Raw genomic sequence first — 14,550 nt, forward strand, 5'->3', positions numbered from 1 at the left:
CATGGTGGGCGGGCGGTACCCGTAGCTCCGGCACCCGCCCTCCCACCATGCGGCCGCTACTTCTGCCTGTTCCTCCGCCTGTTCACTTCTTCTTGTTGGCGCCGCGCTTCTCGCGCACCCGCACCGAGATGTGGATCGGGGTGCCGTCGAAGCCGAACTCCTCGCGCAGCCGGCGCTCGATGAAGCGCCGGTAGCCGGCCTCGATGAAGCCGGAGGCGAAGAGGACGAACCGCGGCGGCTTGGTGCCGGCCTGGGTGCCGAAGAGGATGCGCGGCTGCTTGCCGCCCCGGACCGGGTGCGGGTGGGCCGCGACCAGCTCGCCGAGGAAGGCGTTGAGGCGGCCCGTCGGCACGCGGGTCTCCCAACCGGCCAGGGCGGTCTCGATCGCCGGGACCAGCTTCTCCATGTGCCGGCCGGTGCGCGCGGAGACGTTCACCCGGGGCGCCCAGGCGACCTGGGCGAACTCGGTCTCGATCTCCCGCTCCAGGTAGTAGCGGCGCTCCTCGTCGAGGGTGTCCCACTTGTTGTAGGCGATGACGATCGCACGGCCCGCGTCGACGGCCATGGTGACGATGCGCTGGTCCTGAACCGAGATGGACTCGGAGCCGTCGATCAGGATGACCGCCACCTCGGCCTTCTCGACGGCGGCCGCGGTGCGCAGCGAGGCGTAGTAGTCGGCGCCCTGCTGGAGGTGGACACGCTTGCGGATGCCCGCCGTGTCGACGAACTTCCAGGTCACGCCGCCGAGTTCGATGAGCTCGTCGACCGGGTCACGGGTGGTGCCCGCGACCTCGTTGACGACGACGCGCTCCTCGCCCGCCACCTTGTTCAGCAGCGAGGACTTGCCGACGTTCGGGCGGCCGATGAGCGCGATGCGGCGCGGGCCGCCGACCGCGGTGCCGAAGCTCTGCGCGGGGGCCTCCGGCAGCGCCTCCAGGACGGCGTCCAGCATGTCGCCGGTGCCGCGGCCGTGCAGCGCGGAGATGGGGTGCGGTTCGCCGAGGCCCAGGGACCACAGGTAGGCAGCGTCGGCCTCGCCGCTCGGGCCGTCGACCTTGTTGGCGGCGAGCACCACGGGCTTGCCTGCCTTGCGCAGCAGCCGGACGACCGCCTCGTCGGTGTCGGTCGCGCCGACCTTGGCGTCGACGACGAAGACGACGGCGTCGGCGGCCTCGATCGCGTACTCGGCCTGCGCGGCCACGGATGCGTCGATGCCGAGGACGTCCTGCTCCCAGCCGCCGGTGTCGACGACCTTGAAGCGGCGGCCCGCCCACTCGGCTTCGTAGGTCACGCGGTCGCGGGTGACGCCCGGCTTGTCCTCGACGACGGCCTCACGGCGGCCGATGATCCGGTTCACCAGGGTCGACTTGCCGACGTTCGGGCGGCCGATGACGGCGAGCACGGGCAGCGGGCCGTGACCGGCCTCCTCGATGGCGCCCTCGACGTCCTCGATGTCGAAGCCCTCGACGGCGGCGAGCTCCATGAACTCCGCGTACTCGGCGTCGCCGAGCGCCCCGTGATCGTGCTCGAAGCCGTCCGAGCCGTCGGGCTGGGTGTGGTCGTTCATGAAGTCCGTACCTCGTCGTTCATTCGTGGTGATCGGTGGAGCAGCCGTTTTGTTCGGGTTGATCCACTACTCGGTATTCAGTGTCGCTCAGCGCCCGGTCAGGCGCCTGGCGTTTTCCAGGTGGGCGGCCAGCTGTTTCTGGATGCGTTCGGTCGCCTCGTCCAGCGCCTTGCGGGTGCGCCGTCCGCTGCCGTCGCCCGCGTCGAACGGCTCGCCGAAGACGACGTCGACGCGCGAGCGCAGCGGGGGCAGCGCCTTTGTCAACCGTCCGCGCCGCTCGGTGCTTCCCAGCACGGCGACGGGCACGATCGGCGCCCCGCTGCGCACCGCGAAGTAGGCGAGCCCGGCGCGCAGGGCGGCGAAGTCGCCGTCGCCCCGGGTGCCCTCGGGGAAGATCCCGAGCACTCCGCCGTTCTCCAGGACGCCCAGCGCCCGGGTGATGGCCGTGCGGTCGGTGGTGTCCCGGTCGACCTTGATCTGGCCGGTGTGGGTCATGAACGAGCCGATCGGGCCGATGAAGGCCTCTTTCTTCACCAGGAAGTGCGAGGCCCGGGGCGCCACGCCGATGACCATGGGGCCGTCGATGTTGTGGGAGTGGTTGACGGCGAAGATCAGCGGGCCGCTCGCGGGCACCTTCCAGGCGCCCAGCACGCGCGGCCGCCACAGCCCGTACATCAGGCCGACGCCGATGCGCCGCCCGATCTCGGCGCCTCTCGCCGTGGGCAGGGAGTCAGCAGCAGTCACTTCGCGGCCCGCTTCTCCTCGACGAGGGTGACGACGCACTCGATGACCTGGGCCAGCGTGAGCTCGGTGGTGTCCACCTCGACGGCGTCGTCCGCCTTGGCGAGCGGGGAGGTCTTGCGGGAGGAGTCGGCGGCGTCCCGCTTGATCAGCGCCTCGCGGGTGCTGTGCACGTCGGCGCCCTTCAGCTCACCGCTGCGGCGGGCGGCGCGGGCCTCCGGGGAGGCGGTGAGGAAGACCTTCAGGTCGGCGTCCGGCAGCACGGTCGTGCCGATGTCCCGGCCCTCGACGACTATCCCCCGCTCGGCGGAGGCGGCCAGCGAGCGCTGCAGCTCGGTGATCCGGGCCCGCACCTCCGGGACGGCGCTCACCGCGCTGACCTTCGAGGTGACGTCCTGGGTGCGGATCGGACCGGCCACGTCGACGCCGTCGACCGTGATCGTCGGGTCGGCCGGGTCGGTGCCGGAGAGGATCTCGGGCTTGCCGGCGACGGCGGCGATCGCGGAGGGGTCGTCGATGTCGATCCCGTTGCTCACCATCCACCAGGTGATCGCCCGATACTGGGCGCCGGTGTCCAGGTAGCTCAGCCCGAGCCGGCCGGCCACGGCCTTGGACGTGCTCGACTTGCCCGTGCCGGAGGGACCGTCGATGGCGACAATCACGGGCTGGGCGGCGCCGTTTTCCACGGGGGGACACCTTCCTGGTGCGAGGCGGTGGATGTGCGGGGCCGCGATCGTGCCCCACACAAGGTTACCGGCCACGGGTCACCCTTCTGGCCGGTACCTCTTCGGTGCGGGCCGGCCCGTACCGACGCCGGGTGCCCTACTGCCGAAGAGCCCACCCTCGCTCACGCAACGCCGAGGACAACACCACCGCGGACTTCGGCTCGACCATCAACTGCACCAGCCCCGCCTGCTGCCCCGTCGCATGCTCGATCCGCACGTCCTCGATGTTGACGCCCGCCAGCCCCGCGTCGGCGAAGATCCGGGCCAGCTGCCCCGGCTGGTCGTCGATCAGCACCGCGACGACCTCGTACACCCGCGGAGCGGCCCCGTGCTTGCCCGGGACGCGGACCTGGCCCGCGTTGCCGCGGCGCAGGACGTCCTGGATGCCGCCGACGCCCTCGTGGCGCTTGGCGTCGTCGGAGGACTGCAGGGCGCGCAGGGCGCGGACCGTCTCCTCCAGGTCGACGGCGACGTCGGTGAGCAGGTCGGCGACCGGCCCCGGGTTCGCGGACAGGATGTCGATCCACATCCCGGGCTCGGAGGCGGCGATCCGGGTCACGTCCCGGATGCCCTGTCCGCACAGCCGTACCGCGGCTTCCTCGGCGTTCTCCAGGCGCGCCGCGACCAGGCTGGAGACCAGGTGGGGCATGTGGGAGACCAGCGCCACCGCGCGGTCGTGGGCGTCCGCGTCCATGACCACCGGGACGGCCCGGCAGTGCGAGACCAGCTCCAGGGCGAGGTTCAGGACCTCGGTGTCGGTGTCCCGGGTCGGCGTCAGCACCCAGGGGCGGCCCTCGAAGAGGTCGCCGGTCGCGGCCAGCGGCCCGGACTTCTCGCGCCCCGACATGGGGTGGCTGCCGATGTAGGCCGACAGGTCGAGGCCGAGCTCCTCCAGCTCGCGGCGCGGCCCGCCCTTCACGCTGGCCACGTCGAGGTAGCCGCGGGCCGCCCCCCGGCGCATCGCGTCGGCGAGCACCGCGGCCACATGGGCGGGCGGGGCGGCGATGATCGCGAGGTCGACCGGGCCCGCGGGCTCGTCGTCGGTGCCGGCGCCGAGCGCGGCCGCCGTCCGGGCCTGCTCGGGGTCGTGGTCGGCGAGGTGGACGACGACACCCCGCTGGGCGAGGGCCAGGGCGGCGGAGGTGCCGATCAGCCCGGTTCCGATGACGAGCGCGGTCCTCACTGGGCGATGTCCTTGCGCAGGGCGGCCGCGGCGCCGAGGTAGACATGGCTGATCTCGGCGCGCGGCCGGTCGGACTCGATGTGCGCGAGGATGCGCACGACCCTCGGCATCGCGCCCTCGATCTCGAGCTCCTGGGCGCAGATCAGCGGCACGTCGACGATGCCGAGCCCCCGGGCGGCGGCCGCCGGGAAGTCGCTGTGCAGGTCGGGCGTGGCCGTGAACCAGATGCTGATCAGGTCGTCGGCGCTGAGCGCGTTCCGCTCCAGGACGGCGGTGAGCAGGGCCCCGACCTGCTCGTCCATGTGGCCGGCCTCGTCCCGTTCGAGTTGGACGGCTCCCCGGACCGCTCGTACCGCCACGGCGCTGCTCCTCGCTGAAGTACCGGTGTGCTGATGTGCCGACGTACGACTCTCGGCGCGTCCAGCCTAGTCAGGCCGTGTCGGTCCGGTGCGCGCCGCCCGCGTGCCGAGACGGAAACACCCCCAACACCCCCATACGCCCTTTACGACGGGTGCGGGCTGCGCTCTCATGTCAGTCTGACGGCAGGACACCCGCTATCGGGGAAGGCCCGACATGAAGCGTCCAGGACCCCTGCTCACCCTTCTCGCGGGACTGGTGCTCGGCCTGCTCCTGCTGACGCTCAACGCGACGACGGGGGAGAAGACCGCCTCGTCCGCGCAGGAGGAGAAGTCGCCGAGCCCGGCCCCCACCCAAAGCGTGGCGGCCCCCAAGCCCACCCCGACGCCCACGCCCACCGTCTCCCGCGTCCCGGTCGTCGACGCCGACTACTCCGGTCACACCGACGACAAGGCGGCGACGGTCGGCGTCAAGGTCCGCGACGGCAAGGCGGTCGCGTACTTCTGCGACGGCCGCACCAAGGAGTCCTGGCTCCGGGGCCCGGTGCGGGACGACGGCACCATGATGCTCACCGGGAAGAACGGCGCGAAGCTGGACGGCACGCTCCGAGACGGCCGGCAGATCGACGGCACGGTCGACGTCGGCGGCGGGCACTACACGTTCTCCGCGGAGAACGCGAAGAAGCCGGCCGGACTGTACCGGGCGACGGCCACCGTGGCCTCCACGCAGATCGACGGCGGCTGGATCGTCCTGAAGGACGGCAGCCAGGTCGGCATCGTCACCCGTGACGGCAAGCCCTCCGCCGCGCCCCGCATCGACCCGGAGACCGGAGCGGTGACGATCGACGGCGAGCAGCTCACGGCCCTCCCCGTAACCCCCTGACCCCTTCGAGCGCCCCGTCGAGCAGGGAGCATCATGACCGCCGATCCGAACGCCGCCACCCAGGACTTCCCCGCCCCCGAGCCCTCCGAGCGCCCTCCGAGCGCGGCCCGCTACCTGATCCCGGCGCTGGTCGCCGCCGCGGTGGCGGTCGCCCTGGGCGTCTACGGCAAGGTCCACGACCCGGCCGGGACGGCCTTCAACCTGGCCGGGTTCAGCAGCACCGGCGCGGTGAAGTCGTGGCTGGCGACGGCCGCGATGTTCTTCGCGCTGGTCCAGGTCGTCTCGGCGTCGATGCTGTACGGGAAGCTGCCGGGACCCGCCTGGTCCGGCGTCCTGCACCGGTGGTCGGGCCGGGTGGCCTTCCTGATCGCGGTCCCGGTTGCGGTGCACTGCCTCTACGCGCTTGGCTATCAGACGTATGAATCGCGTGTTCTGTGGCACTCCGTCCTGGGTTGTTTCTTCTTCGGCGCCTTCAGCGCAAAGATGCTGCTGCTCCGCTGGGAGCGGCTCCCCGGATGGCTGCTGCCGATCGTCGGCGGACTCGTCTTCGCCACGCTCACGGTCATCTGGCTGACCTCGGCCCTCTGGTTCTTCCGCACGTTCGGAGTGACGACATGACTCTCCCCGCGACTCGGCGCACGGTTCTCCTGGCGACGGGCGGCGCGGCAGCGGCGCTCACGGTGGGATGCAGCAACTACGGCGACGAGAACGGCGGCTCGTCCTCGTCCGAGAAGACGTCGGGCGCCGCCGCCGGTCAGGAACTGGCCAAGACGACCGACATCCCCGTCGGCGGCGGAAAGATCTTCGCCGACGAGAAGGTCGTCGTCACCCAGCCCACGAAGGACGACTTCAAGGCGTTCTCCGCGGTCTGCACGCATCAGAGCTGCATCGTCGGCAGCGTCGCCGACGGCATCATCCACTGCCCCTGTCACAAGAGCGAGTTCCGCATCGCCGACGGCTCGGTGGCGGGCGGCCCGGCGCCCAGGCCGCTGCCCGCCGAGCAGATCACGGTCGAGGGCGGCGCGATCAAGCTGGCGTGAACAGGCGGGGTCACTGGTCCCAGAGCGCCCCGAGCGTCACCAGCTCCCCCTGGTACTCGATCCGGTCCGCCCACGCCGTCGGCCAGGCGTCCGCCCCGGCGTACGCGCCCGCGAAAGCGCCCGCCAGACAGGCGATGGAGTCGGAGTCCCCGGACGTGCAGGCGGCCCGGCGCAGCACGGTCACCGGCTCGTCGGGGAAGAGCAGGAAGCACAGCAGGCCGGTGGCCATGGCCTCCTCGGCGATCCACCCCTCCCCCGTGTCCAGGCACGGGTCGGTCTCGGGCGAGGGGTCGCGCAGCGCGTCCTGGAGCCGGTCCAGCATGCCCAGGCACTCGTCCCAGCCGCGCGCGATGAACTGTTCCGGACCGGCGTCCTGGCTGCGGGTCCACAGGTCGCCGAGCCAGCGGTGGTAATAGCGGGTGCGGTTCTCGACGGCGTACGAGCGCAGCAGCCCGATCAGCGCGGACGGGGCCGCGCCGTGCGCGAGGAGCCGTACGGCGTGGGCGGTGAGGTCGGAGGCGGCGAGCGCGGTGGGATGGCCGTGGGTGAGGCCGGCCTGGAGCTGCGCGGCGCCGGCGCGCTGCTCGTCGCTGAGTCCGGGGACGAGGCCGACGGGGGCCACACGCATGTTGGCGCCACAGCCCTTGGAGCCGATCTGGCTGGCGTCCTGCCAAAGACGCTTGTCGTCCTCCAGCAGGTCGCAGGCGGTCAGGCAGGTGTTCCCGGGCGCCCGGTTGTTCTCCGGGGACCGGTTCCAGGCCACGAACTCCTCGCGCAGCGGCCGTTCCACCCCCGACGGCATGAGCACCCCCCGGTCCATGGCGGTCCGCAGGGCCCGTCCCACCGCGAGGGTCATCTGTGTGTCGTCGGAGACGAGGGCGCGCTTGGGCAGTTCCATCTCCCGCCACGGCCCGCACTTGGCGATGATCGACGCGACGTCGTTGAACTCGGTCGGAAACCCGAGGGCGTCGCCCAGCGCGAGGCCCAGCAGGGACCCGGTGGCGCGCTTGCGGACTGTGGTCGAGGTGGTCATGCGGATCGTCCTTCCCGGGGCGGTCGCAGCAGGGGCGGGTGGAGCGCGGCGGCGGCGCCCGCGCGGTAGAGGGCGGCGGGCTTGCCGCGGCCGCCGGTCAGCCGTGCGGCCCCCGCGACGGGCTCGACGAAGCCCGGGGTGGCGAGCACCTTGCGACGGAAGTTGGGGCGGTCCAGGCCCGTCCCCCACACCGTCTCGTAGACCTGCTGGAGCTCGCCGAGGGTGAACTCGGGCGGGCAGAAGGCGGTGGCGAGGCAGGTGTACTCGAATTTGGCGCCGACCCGGTCGTGGGCGTCGGCCAGGATCCGGTCGTGGTCGAAGGCGAGCGGCTCGACGTCCTCGTACGGCATCCAGCGCGCCTGCGCCGCGTCGCCGCCGCTCATCGGCTCGGGCGCGTCGGGCAGCAGGGCTGCGAAGGCGACCGACACGACCCGCATCCGGGGGTCGCGGCCGGGCTCGCTGTAGGTGCGCAACTGCTCCAGGTGCAGCCCGGAGACGTCTTTGAGGCCGGTCTCCTCGGCGAGCTCGCGCCGGGCCGCCGTCTCCGCGGACTCGTCCGGCAGCACGAAGCCCCCGGGCAGCGCCCACCGCCCGGCGTACGGCTCCTGGCCGCGCTCGACGAGCAGCACGTGCAGGACGCCCGCGCGCAGCGTGAGGACGGCGAGGTCGACGGTGACGGCGAAGGGCTCGTGGGCGTACTTGTCGTAGCCGGCTCCGTGGCCCTGCATGACGAACACCCCCTCTTTAATAGTCAGTACGACTATAAAAAGGGGGTGCGCTCAAGCACAAGTGCTCAGCGAGCACTTGAAGAGACCTTTAGAGGTCGACTGCCCTCAGAGATCGACTTCCTTCATCAGCATGCCGACCTCGGTGTTGGACAGCCGGCGCAGCCAGCCCGACTTCTGGTCGCCCAGGGTGATCGGCCCGAACGAGACCCGCACCAGCTTGTCGACCGGGAAGCCGGCCTCCGCCAGCATCCGGCGCACGATGTGCTTGCGGCCCTCGTGCAGGGTCACCTCGACCAGGTAGTTCTTGCCGGTCTGCTCGACGACCCGGAAGTGGTCCGCGCGCGCGTAGCCGTCCTCCAGCTGGATGCCGTCCTTGAGCTTCTTGCCCAGGTCGCGCGGGATCGGGCCGACGATGTGCGCGAGGTAGACCTTCTTCACGCCGTACTTCGGGTGGGTCAGCCGGTGGGCCAGCTCGCCGTGGTTGGTGAGCAGGATGACGCCCTCGGTCTCGGTGTCGAGCCGGCCGACGTGGAACAGCCGCGTCTCGCGGTTGGTCACGTAGTCGCCGAGGCACTGACGGCCCTCGTTGTCCTCCATCGTGGAGACGACACCGGCCGGCTTGTTCAGCGAGAAGAACTGGTAGGACTGGGTGGCGACCGTCAGGCCGTCGACCTTGACGTCGTCGTTCTCCGGGTCGACCCGCTTGCCCTGCTCCAGGACGATCTCGCCGTTGACCTCGACCCGCGCCTGCTCGATCAGCTCCTCGCAGGCCCGCCGCGAGCCGTAGCCGGCGCGCGCCAGGATCTTCTGCAGCCGCTCGCCCTCCTGCTCGGCGCCCGGGAAGGTCTTGGGCAGCTTGACGTCCTTCTTGCCCGCGTACCGCTCGCGGTTGCGCTCCTCGGCGCGGGCGTCGTACTCCCGGGAGGTCGCGGGCGCCCAACGCCCCCGTCCGCTGCCCGGGGACTGCTTCGGGCGGCCCTTGGCCCCGCCGCGCGCCGAAGCGCCGCGCCCGGACTTGGGTCCCTCCGGGGAGGCGCCTGGGCCCACGTCGTAGCGGCGCTCCTCGGGGCGGGGCTTGCTCGGCCGGCCGCCCTGCTTGTCGTCGCGGTTGTTACCGGCGCCACGGTTGGTACCGCGGCCACCGCTGCTCCCGCCGCGGCCGCCGCTGTTGCCACCACGGCTCCCGCCGTTGTTTCCGCTGCTGTTCCTGCCGCTGCTGCTTCGCATCAAAGTTCCGTCTTGTCGTCTGCGTCCTCGGAATCCGGAGCGTCCGGATCGAACGACGGGACCCCTTCCAGCGTCTCGGCCTCGATCGCCTCCGCCTCGGGGAGGAAGGGCGCGAGCTCCGGGAGCTCGTCCAGGCCGCGCAGGCCCATCCGCTCCAGAAAGTAGTTCGTCGTCCTGTACAGGATCGCACCTGTTTCGGGTTCCGCGCCCGCCTCCTCGACCAGACCGCGCTGCAGAAGGGTGCGCATCACACCGTCGCAGTTCACTCCGCGCACCGCGGAGACCCGGCTGCGACTGACCGGCTGGCGGTACGCGACGACCGCGAGCGTCTCCAGCGCGGCCTGCGTGAGCCGGGCCTGCTGGCCGTCCAGGACGAAGCCCTCGACGGCCGCCGCGTACTCGGGCCGGGTGTAGAACCGCCAGCCTCCCGCGACGAGCCTGAGCTCGAAGCCGCGGCTCTGCACGGTGTACTCGTCGGCCAGCTCGCGCAGCGCGTCCGCGACCTTCCGCCGCGGCCGCTGGAGGATCTTCGCGAGGTGCTCCTCGGTCGCGGGCTCGTCGACGACCATCAGGACGGCCTCCAGGGCCGGCTTGAGGTCCAGTGCGGCGACGGTCTCCTCGCTGCTCACTTCTCCGTCTCCTTCGCGTCCTTGGCGTCCTTCTCCGGCTCCTCGGGCGGCCGGTCGAACTCGTCCGTGACCAGCGGCTGCGCGTCCCCGTCGCCGCCGGTCCAGCGCACCAGCAGCTCGCCGAGCGCGGTCTCCTGGTCCAGGGCGACGGCCTTCTCCCGGTACAGCTCCAGCAGAGCGAGGAACCGGGCCACGACGGTGAGGGTGTCCTCGGTGTCCGCCACCAGAGTCCGGAAGCTGGCCTCGCCGAGCTCCCTGAGCCGCGCGACGACGATCCCCGCCTGCTCCTGCACACTCACCAGCGGCGCGTGGATGTGGTCGACGTACACCTGCGGCTTCGCCCGGGGCTGCATCGCCTTGACCGCGAGCTTGGCGAACCCCTCCGGGCCGATGCTGATGACCACCTCGGGCAGCAGCTCGGCGTGGTGCGGTTCGAGACCGACGGTGCGGGGGTAGCGGCGGGCCTCGCTCTCCAGGCGGTGCGTGAAGATGTCGGCGATCTGCTTGTAGGCCCGGTACTGGAGCAGCCGGGCGAACAGCAGGTCCCGGGCCTCCAGCAGCGCGAGGTCGGCCTCGTCCTCGACCTCGGCGGCGGGCAGCAGCCGGGCGGCCTTGAGATCGAGCAGCGTGGCGGCCACGACCAGGAACTCGGTCGTCTGGTCCAGGTCCCAGTCGGGGCCCATCGCCCGGATGTGCGCCATGAACTCGTCGGTGACCTTCGACAGCGCGACCTCGGTGACGTCCAGCTTGTGCTTGGAGATCAGCTGGAGCAGCAGGTCGAAGGGCCCCTCGAAGTTGGCGAGCCGGACCTTGAAGACCCCGTCGAAGGGTTCAGGGGACTCCGGGGGTTCAGGGGGTTCAGGGGGTTCCGGAGGTGACAGGGGCGCCGGGGGCTCGGCTGTGGAGGGCACCGCCTCGGGTGCCGGAGGGGTGACGACCGGTACGACCGGCTCGGGCGGGGCCGCTCCCGGTCCGCGTCCCAGCGCGCGTCTGCGACCGCCGGCTGCGCCGCCGGAGGCAGATGCGGGAGCGGGAACGTCGTTCGAGGCCATGGCCCCCGCAGGCTACCGCTACCGCCCGCGCAGCCGTCGTACGAGGATGCTGGCGTCCCCGCGGGTCTCCAGGTCGGCGAGGACCACGGCGACCGCCTCGCGGACGATGCGCCCCCGGTCCACGGCCAGACCGTGTTCGCCGCGGAGCACCAGCCGGGCGTGCTCCAGGTCCATGAGCTCCTCGGCGGAGACATAGACGGTGATCTTCTCGTCGTGCCGCTCCCGGCCGCTGGGCCGGCGGGCGGCCTGCCGTCCGCGCTTGCGGGACTGGCCGTCGGCGGCGACAGAACCTTCCTGCGCGTCCTGACGTCGCTCCGCGCGCTCTCCGGTGGCGCCCCTGGTGCCGGGTTGTCCGGCGTCGGCCGCCACATGCTCGGCGCCCTCGCCGTCGCCGCCCTGCGCGGGCACAGCCTGCGGCGCGTCCTCCGCGCCGCCGGCCGCCACCCCGTCGCTGTCGCCGGCCGGCCCGGGCACCCGGGCCTCACCGTTGGCGGAGCGCCGGGGCGCGGACGGCTGAAGCGCCATTCCCCCTGTCGTACGGAAGAGTTCGTCGGCCCCCGGCAGACTCACTCGGCGTGACACCGGGCGAGCACCTCCCTGGCGAGCTGACGATAGGCGGCCGCGCCGACGGAGTTGGAGGCGTACGTGGTGATCGGCTCACCGGCGACCGTGGTCTCCGGGAAGCGGACCGTGCGCCCGATGACCGTGTGGTAGACGTGGTCGTCGAACGCCTCGACCACCCGCGCGAGCACCTCACGGCTGTGCACGGTGCGCGAGTCGTACATCGTGGCGAGGATCCCGTCGAGCTCCAGATCCGGGTTGAGCCGCTCCTGGACCTTCTCGATGGTCTCGGTCAGCAGCGCCACGCCACGGAGGGCGAAGAACTCGCACTCCAGCGGCACGATCACCTTGTGGGCGGCCGTGAGGGCGTTGACGGTGAGCAGGCCGAGCGAGGGCTGACAGTCGATGACGATGTAGTCGTAGTCGTCCATCAGCGGCTTGAGCGCACGCTGGAGCGTGGACTCGCGCGCGACCTCGGAGACGAGTTGGACCTCGGCGGCCGACAGGTCGATGTTGCTGGGCAGCAGGTCCATGTTGGGGACCGCGGTCTTCAGGAGCACCTCGTCGGCCGCCATGCCCCGCTCCATGAGCAGGTTGTAGACGGTGAGGTCGAGCTCCATCGGATTGACGCCGAGACCGACCGACAGCGCGCCCTGCGGGTCGAAGTCCACGAGCAGCACGCGTCGTCCGTACTCCGCGAGCGCGGCACCCAGGTTGATGGTCGACGTCGTCTTGCCGACGCCGCCCTTCTGGTTGCACATCGCGATGATCGTCGCGGGGCCGTGATGGGTCAGCGGGCCCGGGATCGGGAAGTACGGCAGCGGGCGTCCGGTCGGACCGACGCGCTCACGGCGCTGTCGGGCCGCGTCGGGCGCGAGCGTGGCCGCGTACTCCGGATCCGGCTCGTACTCGGCATCGGGGTCGTAGAAGTGCCCGTCGGGCAGTTCGTCGTAGTCGGCGAAGTGGTTGTGGGGCGCGCCACTTCCGTCGCCGGCCATGGCGTTCACGTGATGGCCATCCATGCTCTGGAGTGCTGACAGAGCCGTAGGGGGGCTGCTCTGGCTCTGGTGGGCTGCGAAGGTTCGGACAGCGACGGAGCCGACAGCCTCGAGCCCCACGGGACCCGGGTCCCGCAACGGCATTCCTGGTTGACCACCCCCGGGAGCAAATGTCGACTCATTCACAAGTCGTCTTACCTCCTTGGTGACCAGGAAACTTCTAGACAAGGTCAGCGTGGCACCATGCCGACGGTTGGCGACTCTATGGCGTGTCGGGCGTCCGCAGCAACACAATCCGCCGGACCCGGCCCGATGTGTCGGCAATGAAACATCCCGCTGTCAAGGGCGTACGGCCGTCGCACGGCAGGTTTCACCGGTGTGCGAATCGGTCGAAGGGTTACGTTCGAGGCGAGTTGGCCGAGAGCCGCAAAGTGACCATACACACATCCGGCCGGACCTTGTCGGGCAAGGTCCGGCCGGGCGCGCGAGGTTGACGACCTCTGTTGACGTATCGCCTTTTGCCTTCTGCCGACTTGGCTCCGCGGCCCGGCGAAACGGCTCGGGAAGAGGTCGGGACCGGTCAGCCGAGCAGGGACTCCAGCTCCACGTGCTCCAGGCCGTGCGCCTGCGCGACCTCGCGGTAAACGACCTTGCCGTCATGGGTGTTGAGCCCCTTGGCCAGCGCGGGGTCCCGGCGCAGCGCCTCCACCCAGCCCCGGTCGGCGAGTTCGACGATGTAGGGCAGCGTGGCGTTGGTGAGCGCGTAGGTCGAGGTGTTGGGGACCGCGCCGGGCATGTTGGCGACGCAGTAGAAGACCGAGTCGTGGACCGGGAAGGTCGGCTCGGCGTGGGTGGTCGGACGGGAGTCCTCGAAGCAGCCGCCCTGATCGATCGCGATGTCGACAAGGACACTTCCGGGCTTCATCCTGGACACCAGCTCGTTGGTGACCAGCTTCGGGGCCTTGGCGCCGGGGATGAGGACGGCGCCGATGACGAGGTCCGCCTCGAGGCACGCCTTCTCCAGCTCGAAGGCGTTGGAGACGACCGTCTGGATCTTCGTGCCGAAGACCCTGTCCGCCTCCTTGAGCTTGTTGATGTCCCGGTCGAGCAGGGTCACGTGGAAGCCCATGCCGACGGCGATCTGCGCCGCGTTCCAGCCGGACACACCGCCGCCGATGACGACCGCCTTGGCGGCCAGCACGCCCGGGACGCCGCCGGGCAGCACACCGCGGCCGCCGTTGGCGCGCATCAGGTGGTAGGCGCCGACCTGGGGGGCCAGCCGGCCCGCGACCTCGGACATCGGGGCGAGCAGCGGCAGCGCGCGGCTCGGCAGCTCGACGGTCTCGTAGGCGATCGCCGTGGTGCCGGACTCGACGAGGGCGTCCGTGCACTCTTTGGAGGCGGCCAGGTGCAGGTAGGTGAAGAGCGTCTGGTCCTTGCGCAGGCGGTGGTACTCCTGCGCGATGGGCTCCTTGACCTTCAGCAGCAGGTCGGCGGTGGCCCACACCTCGTCGGCGGTCTCCAGGATCCGCGCGCCGGCGGCCACGTACTCCTCGTCCGTGATGGACGAGCCGACACCTGCGTTGCGTTCGACGACGACCTGATGCCCGTGGCGCACCAGTTCGTGCACGCCGGCGGGGGTGATGGCCACCCGGAACTCGTTGTTCTTGACCTCGCGGGGGATGCCGACCTTCACGTCGATCACGGTCCTTGGCTCAGGGGGTGTGGGGGCACAGCAGAAGACAATCCCGGAGGTACAGGGCACACCGGGATATACCGCGGGAGAAGGTGCGGCAGAGCCAGTCTAATGAAGGCGTTCTCTCTGTC

16 protein-coding genes are annotated in these 14,550 nt (G+C 71.2%); 3 read left to right on the forward strand and 13 right to left on the reverse strand.

What is annotated here, in order from left to right; translation table 11 throughout:
- Window positions 1-82: 82 nt before the first annotated feature.
- From der to aroH, 5 genes are all read right to left on the reverse strand, one after another.
- A complete protein-coding gene (gene der, locus AB0J04_RS26160; RefSeq protein WP_363170984.1) occupies window positions 83-1,567 on the reverse strand; it encodes a ribosome biogenesis GTPase Der in 1,485 nt (494 codons plus the stop codon).
- Between the two features lie 87 nt (window positions 1,568-1,654).
- A complete protein-coding gene (locus AB0J04_RS26165) occupies window positions 1,655-2,242 on the reverse strand; it encodes a lysophospholipid acyltransferase family protein (protein WP_363171016.1) in 588 nt (195 codons plus the stop codon).
- Window positions 2,243-2,307: 65 nt separating this feature from the next.
- On the reverse strand, window positions 2,308-2,994 hold the full coding sequence (gene cmk, locus AB0J04_RS26170; RefSeq protein WP_363170985.1) for a (d)CMP kinase: 687 nt from the start codon (window positions 2,992-2,994) through the stop codon (window positions 2,308-2,310).
- Between the two features lie 136 nt (window positions 2,995-3,130).
- Complete coding sequence (locus tag AB0J04_RS26175) at window positions 3,131-4,216, reverse strand: prephenate dehydrogenase (protein WP_363170986.1); 1,086 nt, start codon at window positions 4,214-4,216, stop codon at window positions 3,131-3,133.
- Window positions 4,213-4,575, reverse strand: a complete 363-nt coding sequence (gene aroH / locus AB0J04_RS26180; protein ID WP_363170987.1) for a chorismate mutase — start codon at window positions 4,573-4,575, stop codon at window positions 4,213-4,215. The genes AB0J04_RS26175 and aroH overlap by 4 nt, the downstream gene beginning before the upstream one ends.
- Window positions 4,576-4,789: 214 nt before the next feature.
- Between aroH and AB0J04_RS26185 the strand changes: the two genes are divergently transcribed.
- Genes AB0J04_RS26185 through AB0J04_RS26195 form a run of 3 tightly spaced genes read left to right on the forward strand, consistent with a single transcriptional unit; the run spans window position 4,790 to window position 6,495 of the window.
- The gene (locus tag AB0J04_RS26185; RefSeq protein ID WP_363170988.1) at window positions 4,790-5,455 is read left to right on the forward strand and encodes a hypothetical protein; all 666 of its coding nucleotides are present in this window, start codon (window positions 4,790-4,792) and stop codon (window positions 5,453-5,455) included.
- Window positions 5,456-5,488: 33 nt separating this feature from the next.
- Window positions 5,489-6,073, forward strand: coding sequence for a DUF6529 family protein (locus AB0J04_RS26190; RefSeq protein ID WP_363170989.1), 585 nt, complete (start codon window positions 5,489-5,491; stop codon window positions 6,071-6,073).
- Window positions 6,070-6,495 (forward strand): Rieske (2Fe-2S) protein, encoded by a 426-nt coding sequence (locus tag AB0J04_RS26195; protein WP_363170990.1) that lies wholly within the window; start codon window positions 6,070-6,072, stop codon window positions 6,493-6,495. The genes AB0J04_RS26190 and AB0J04_RS26195 overlap by 4 nt, the downstream gene beginning before the upstream one ends.
- 10 nt (window positions 6,496-6,505) lie before the next feature.
- On the opposite strand, the gene AB0J04_RS26200 is transcribed toward AB0J04_RS26195, so the two are convergent.
- The 8 genes from AB0J04_RS26200 to ald all read right to left on the reverse strand — a co-directional run bounded on the left by AB0J04_RS26200 (window position 6,506) and on the right by ald (window position 14,428).
- Window positions 6,506-7,528, reverse strand: a complete 1,023-nt coding sequence (locus AB0J04_RS26200; protein WP_363170991.1) for an ADP-ribosylglycohydrolase family protein — start codon at window positions 7,526-7,528, stop codon at window positions 6,506-6,508.
- Window positions 7,525-8,256 (reverse strand): NUDIX domain-containing protein, encoded by a 732-nt coding sequence (locus AB0J04_RS26205; RefSeq protein WP_363170992.1) that lies wholly within the window; start codon window positions 8,254-8,256, stop codon window positions 7,525-7,527. The genes AB0J04_RS26200 and AB0J04_RS26205 overlap by 4 nt, the downstream gene beginning before the upstream one ends.
- 105 nt (window positions 8,257-8,361) lie before the next feature.
- Window positions 8,362-9,483: a pseudouridine synthase gene (locus AB0J04_RS26210; protein WP_363170993.1), complete on the reverse strand. Its 1,122-nt coding sequence runs from the start codon at window positions 9,481-9,483 to the stop codon at window positions 8,362-8,364.
- Window positions 9,483-10,052, reverse strand: a complete 570-nt coding sequence (scpB, locus tag AB0J04_RS26215) for an SMC-Scp complex subunit ScpB (protein ID WP_363171017.1) — start codon at window positions 10,050-10,052, stop codon at window positions 9,483-9,485. The genes AB0J04_RS26210 and scpB overlap by 1 nt, the downstream gene beginning before the upstream one ends.
- Window positions 10,053-10,108: 56 nt before the next feature.
- On the reverse strand, window positions 10,109-11,164 hold the full coding sequence (locus AB0J04_RS26220; protein WP_363170994.1) for a segregation/condensation protein A: 1,056 nt from the start codon (window positions 11,162-11,164) through the stop codon (window positions 10,109-10,111).
- An 18-nt stretch (window positions 11,165-11,182) separates the two neighbouring features.
- Window positions 11,183-11,689, reverse strand: a complete 507-nt coding sequence (locus AB0J04_RS26225) for a hypothetical protein (protein WP_363170995.1) — start codon at window positions 11,687-11,689, stop codon at window positions 11,183-11,185.
- Window positions 11,690-11,730: 41 nt separating this feature from the next.
- The gene (locus tag AB0J04_RS26230) at window positions 11,731-12,867 is read right to left on the reverse strand and encodes a ParA family protein (protein WP_363170996.1); all 1,137 of its coding nucleotides are present in this window, start codon (window positions 12,865-12,867) and stop codon (window positions 11,731-11,733) included.
- 436 nt (window positions 12,868-13,303) lie between these two features.
- Window positions 13,304-14,428: an alanine dehydrogenase gene (gene ald, locus AB0J04_RS26235; RefSeq protein WP_363170997.1), complete on the reverse strand. Its 1,125-nt coding sequence runs from the start codon at window positions 14,426-14,428 to the stop codon at window positions 13,304-13,306.
- Window positions 14,429-14,550: the final 122 nt, after the last annotated feature.

Source organism: Streptomyces sp. NPDC050263 (genome assembly GCF_040655955.1).
Taxonomy (GTDB): Bacteria; Actinomycetota; Actinomycetes; order Streptomycetales; family Streptomycetaceae; genus Streptomyces.

Coding starts and splice junctions, on each gene's coding strand:
- der (WP_363170984.1), bottom strand. CDS start 1,567: ATGAACGACCACACCCAGCCCGACGGCTCGGACGGCTTCGAGCACGAT.
- AB0J04_RS26165 (WP_363171016.1), bottom strand. CDS start 2,242: ATGTACGGGCTGTGGCGGCCGCGCGTGCTGGGCGCCTGGAAGGTGCCC.
- AB0J04_RS26185 (WP_363170988.1), top strand. CDS start 4,790: ATGAAGCGTCCAGGACCCCTGCTCACCCTTCTCGCGGGACTGGTGCTC.
- AB0J04_RS26190 (WP_363170989.1), top strand. CDS start 5,489: ATGACCGCCGATCCGAACGCCGCCACCCAGGACTTCCCCGCCCCCGAG.
- AB0J04_RS26195 (WP_363170990.1), top strand. CDS start 6,070: ATGACTCTCCCCGCGACTCGGCGCACGGTTCTCCTGGCGACGGGCGGC.
- AB0J04_RS26200 (WP_363170991.1), bottom strand. CDS start 7,528: ATGACCACCTCGACCACAGTCCGCAAGCGCGCCACCGGGTCCCTGCTG.
- AB0J04_RS26205 (WP_363170992.1), bottom strand. CDS start 8,256: ATGCAGGGCCACGGAGCCGGCTACGACAAGTACGCCCACGAGCCCTTC.
- AB0J04_RS26210 (WP_363170993.1), bottom strand. CDS start 9,483: ATGCGAAGCAGCAGCGGCAGGAACAGCAGCGGAAACAACGGCGGGAGC.
- scpB (WP_363171017.1), bottom strand. CDS start 10,052: ATGGTCGTCGACGAGCCCGCGACCGAGGAGCACCTCGCGAAGATCCTC.
- AB0J04_RS26220 (WP_363170994.1), bottom strand. CDS start 11,164: ATGGCCTCGAACGACGTTCCCGCTCCCGCATCTGCCTCCGGCGGCGCA.
- AB0J04_RS26225 (WP_363170995.1), bottom strand. CDS start 11,689: ATGGCGCTTCAGCCGTCCGCGCCCCGGCGCTCCGCCAACGGTGAGGCC.
- AB0J04_RS26230 (WP_363170996.1), bottom strand. CDS start 12,867: ATGCCGTTGCGGGACCCGGGTCCCGTGGGGCTCGAGGCTGTCGGCTCC.